Raw genomic sequence first — 4772 nt, 5'->3', positions numbered from 1 at the left:
TACTCGATCCGGCTACTGGAGCGGTAAGTGTGACTGCGAATACCCCAGCTGGAATTTACACCTTAACTTATACGATCACTGATAAACTGGATGCTTCGAAAACTTCGACCGCAACAGTAAAAGTAACGGTGGCTTCAGGTACATTATTGGCGAAAGATGATGCGGGAACAGCTAACTCGGTAACGGGCGGAACAGCAGTTGCGAATGTACTTTCGAACGATACCTACAATGGAACGACAGCAGCTCCAACTTTGGCTGATGTCACCATTACCAACGGTACAAATGATAGCAATGGTAAAGTAACACTCGATCCTGCTACAGGAGCGGTAAGCGTGGCTGCGAATACCCCGGCTGGCATTTACACGTTGACTTATACAATCACCGATAAACTGGATGCTTCGAAAAGCTCTACTGCTACGGTTAAGGTTACGGTTACATCGGGTGCTTTATTGGCGAAAGATGATGCAGGTACTTCAAATTCGGTAACCGGCGGAACAGCAGTTGCGAATGTCTTGACAAACGATACTTACAACGGAACGGCAACTGCTCCAACCTTAAACGATGTGACCATCACGAATGGTACAAACGATAGCAATGGTAAAGTAACACTCGATCCGGCAACAGGAGCGGTAAGTGTGGCAGCGAATACCCCAGCCGGCGTTTATACTTTAACTTATACGATCACCGATAAGCTGGATGCTTCGAAAACTTCTACCGCAACGGTGAAAGTAACCGTAGCTTCAGGCGCATTATTGGCGAAAGATGATGCAGGTACTTCAAACTCGGTAACAGGCGGAACTGCGGTTGCCAATGTTTTGGCAAACGATACTTACAACGGAACTTCAACCGCTCCGACTTTGGCTGATGTGACCATTACCAACGGTACAAACGATAGCAATGGTAAAATAACACTCGATCCGGCAACAGGAGCAGTAAGTGTGGTTGCGAATACCCCGGCTGGTGTTTATACCTTAACTTATACCATCACCGATAAGCTGGATGCTTCGAAAACTTCTACCGCAACGGTGAAAGTAACCGTGGCTTCAGGCGCATTACTAGCGAAGGATGATGCAGGAACAGCTAACTCGGTAACAGGCGGAACAGCGGTAGCCAATGTTTTGGCAAACGATACTTACAACGGAACAGCAACTGCTCCAACCTTAAATGATGTGACCATTACCAACGGTACCAACGATAGCAATGGTAAAGTAATACTCGATCCGGCAACAGGAGCGGTAAGCGTGGCCGCGAATACCCCGGCTGGCGTTTACACCTTAACCTACACGATCACCGATAAACTGGATGCTTCGAAAACTTCTACTGCAACAGTGAAAGTAACCGTGGCTTCAGGCGCATTGTTGGCTAAGGATGATGCAGGTATTTCAAATTCGGTAACAGGCGGAACAGCAGTTGCCAATGTTTTGGCAAACGATACTTACAACGGAACTTCAACCGCTCCGACTCTCACAGACGTGACCATTAGCAATGGTACAAACGATAGCAACGGTAAAGTAACACTCGATCCGGCAACAGGAGCGGTAAGCGTGGCAGCGAATACACCAGCAGGCCTTTACACCTTGACTTATACGATCACTGATAAACTGGATGCTTCGAAAACTTCGACTGCTACGGTAAAAGTAACCGTAGCTTCAGGTGCATTATTGGCGAAAGATGATGCAGGTACTTCAAATTCGGTAACAGGCGGAACAGCAGTTGCGAATGTACTTTCGAACGATACCTACAATGGTACCACCACAGCACCAACTCTGGCAGACGTGACCATCACCAACGGTACCAACGATAGCAACGGTAAAGTAACACTCGATCCGACAACAGGAGCAGTTAGTGTGGCTGCAAATACCCCGGCTGGCGTTTATACCTTAACTTATACCATCACCGATAAGCTGGATGCTTCGAAAACTTCTACCGCAACGGTGAAAGTAACCGTAGCTTCAGGCGCATTATTGGCGAAAGATGATGCAGGTACTTCAAATTCGGTAACAGGTGGAACAGCGGTAGCCAATGTTTTAACAAACGATACTTATAACGGAACGGCAACTGCTCCGACTTTAAATGATGTCACCATTACCAATGGTACAAACGATAGCAATGGTAAAGTAACACTTGATCCGGCTACTGGAGCGGTAAGTGTGGCAGCCAATACTCCGGCTGGTGTTTACACCCTGACTTATACGATCACCGATAAACTGGATGCTTCGAAAACTTCGACTGCAACAGTAAAAGTAACTGTGGCTTCAGGTACATTACTAGCGAAAGATGATGCAGGTACTTCAAACTCGGTAACAGGCGGAACAGCAGTTGCCAATGTTTTAACAAACGATACTTACAACGGTGGTGCACAAGCAAATCTATCTAATGTCACCATCACCAATGGTACAAACGATAGCAACGGTAAAGTAACACTCGATCCGGCAACAGGAGCAGTGAGTGTGGCTGCGAATACCCCGGCTGGCATTTATACCTTAACTTACACCATCACCGATAAACTGGATGCTTCGAAAACTTCTACTGCTACGGTAAAAGTAACTGTGGCTTCAGGCGCATTGTTGGCTAAAGATGATGCAGGGACAGCTAACTCGGTTACAGGCGGAACAGCGGTAGCCAATGTTTTGACAAACGATACTTACAACGGAACTTCAACCGCTCCGACTTTAAATGATGTCACCATTACTAACGGTACAAACGATAGCAATGGTAAAGTAACACTCGATCCGGCAACAGGAGCGGTAAGTGTGGCTGCGAATACCCCGGCTGGCATTTATACCTTGACTTATACCATCACTGATAAACTGGATGCTTCGAAAACTTCTACGGCAACAGTAAAAGTAACCGTGGCTTCTGGCGCTATATTGGCTAAAGATGATGCAGGTACTTCAAATTCGGTTACAGGTGGAACAGCGGTAGCCAATGTTTTAACAAACGATACTTATAACGGAACGGCAACTGCTCCGACTTTGGCTGATGTGACCATTACGAACGGTACAAACGATAGCAATGGTAAAGTAACACTCGATCCGGCAACAGGAGCGGTAAGCGTGGCCGCGAATACCCCGGCTGGCGTTTACACCTTAACCTACACGATCACCGATAAACTGGATGCTTCGAAAACTTCGACTGCAACAGTAAAAGTAACTGTGGCTTCAGGTACATTATTGGCGAAAGATGATGCAGGAACAGCTAATTCGGTAACAGGCGGAACAGCAGTGACGAATGTTTTAGCTAACGATACTTACAACGGAACAACTCTTGCTCCAACCTTAAACGATGTCACCATCACCAACGGTACCAACGATAGCAACGGTAAAGTAACACTCGATCCAGCAACAGGAGTTGTAAGTGTGGCTGCGAATACCCCGGCCGGCATTTACACGTTGACTTATACGATCACCGATAAACTGGATGCTTCGAAAACTTCTACCGCAACGGTGAAAGTGACCGTAGCTTCAGGCGCTTTATTGGCGAAAGATGATGCAGGAACTGCTAATTCGGTAACAGGCGGAACAGCAGTTGCGAATGTTTTGACAAACGATACTTACAACGGAACAACTGTTGCTCCAACTTTGGCTAATGTCACCATTACGAATGGTACAAATGATAGCAACGGTAAAGTAACACTCGATCCGGCAACAGGAGCAGTAAGTGTGGTTGCGAATACCCCGGCTGGCGTTTATACCTTAACCTACACGATCACCGATAAACTGGATGCTTCGAAAACTTCTACCGCAACGGTGAAAGTAACCGTGGCTTCAGGTGCTTTATTGGCGAAGGATGATTCGGGAAGTGCAAACGGTCTGGTAGGGGGAGTAGCTGTAAATAATGTTCTTTCTAATGATAGTTACAATGGGTCTTTAACAGCGCCAACCTTAAATGATGTAAACCTGTCGCAGATTTCGACAACAAACCCTAACGTAATACTTAATGTTTTAACCGGACAGGTAGAGGTAAAACCAAATACACCAGCAGGTATTTACACCTTAGTTTATGAAATCGTAGATAAATTAGATGCAAATCAAACTAAACAAGCTACGGTAACCATCACGGTTGCTGCACCTGCATTGGCTACCACAAACGATAGCGGAAATGCAAACGGCTTCACCGGCGGAACAGCAGTTGAAAATGTATTGCTTAACGATACCTACAACGGCAATCCGGCTACCTTAAATGAGGTGAAACTAAGTCAGGTTTCGACTATGAATCCGAATGTTACTTTAGATGTGGCAACCGGAAAGGTGAATGTGGCACCCAATACTCCGGCAGGAACTTATACTTTGGTTTACCAGATCGAAGACAAACTGAACCCAGGTCAGACGAAAACGGCTACGGTAACCATCACAGTTGCTGCACCTGCATTGGCTGCTACAAACGATAGCGGAAATGCAAACGGCTTCACCGGCGGAACAGCAGTTGAAAATGTATTGCTTAACGATACCTACAACGGCAATCCGGCTACCTTAAACGAGGTGAAATTAAGCCAGGTTTCGACCACGAATCCAAATGTTACTTTAGATGTGACAACCGGAAAGGTGAATGTGGCACCAAATACGCCGGCAGGAACTTATACTTTGGTTTACCAGATCGAAGATAAACTGAACCCAGGTCAGACGAAAACAGCTACGGTAACCATCACGGTTGCTGCACCTGCTTTGGCTGCTACAAACGATAGCGGAAATGCAAACGGCTTCACCGGCGGAACAGCAGTTGAAAATGTATTGCTTAACGATACCTACAACGGCAACCCGGCTACCTTAAAT

The 4772-nt window shown here is 46.3% G+C and carries 1 protein-coding gene; it reads left to right on the top strand.

Going from position 1 to position 4772, the window contains the following annotated elements:
* A partial coding sequence (locus tag AC04QZ_RS24960) for a beta strand repeat-containing protein (RefSeq protein ID WP_478359926.1) occupies positions 1–4772 on the top strand: 4772 nt, incomplete at both ends.

The sequence above is a fragment of the Pedobacter folensis genome, from assembly GCF_056490665.1.
Note: the sequence above shows the minus strand (reverse complement) of the source record. Positions and strands in the feature narration are given on the sequence as shown.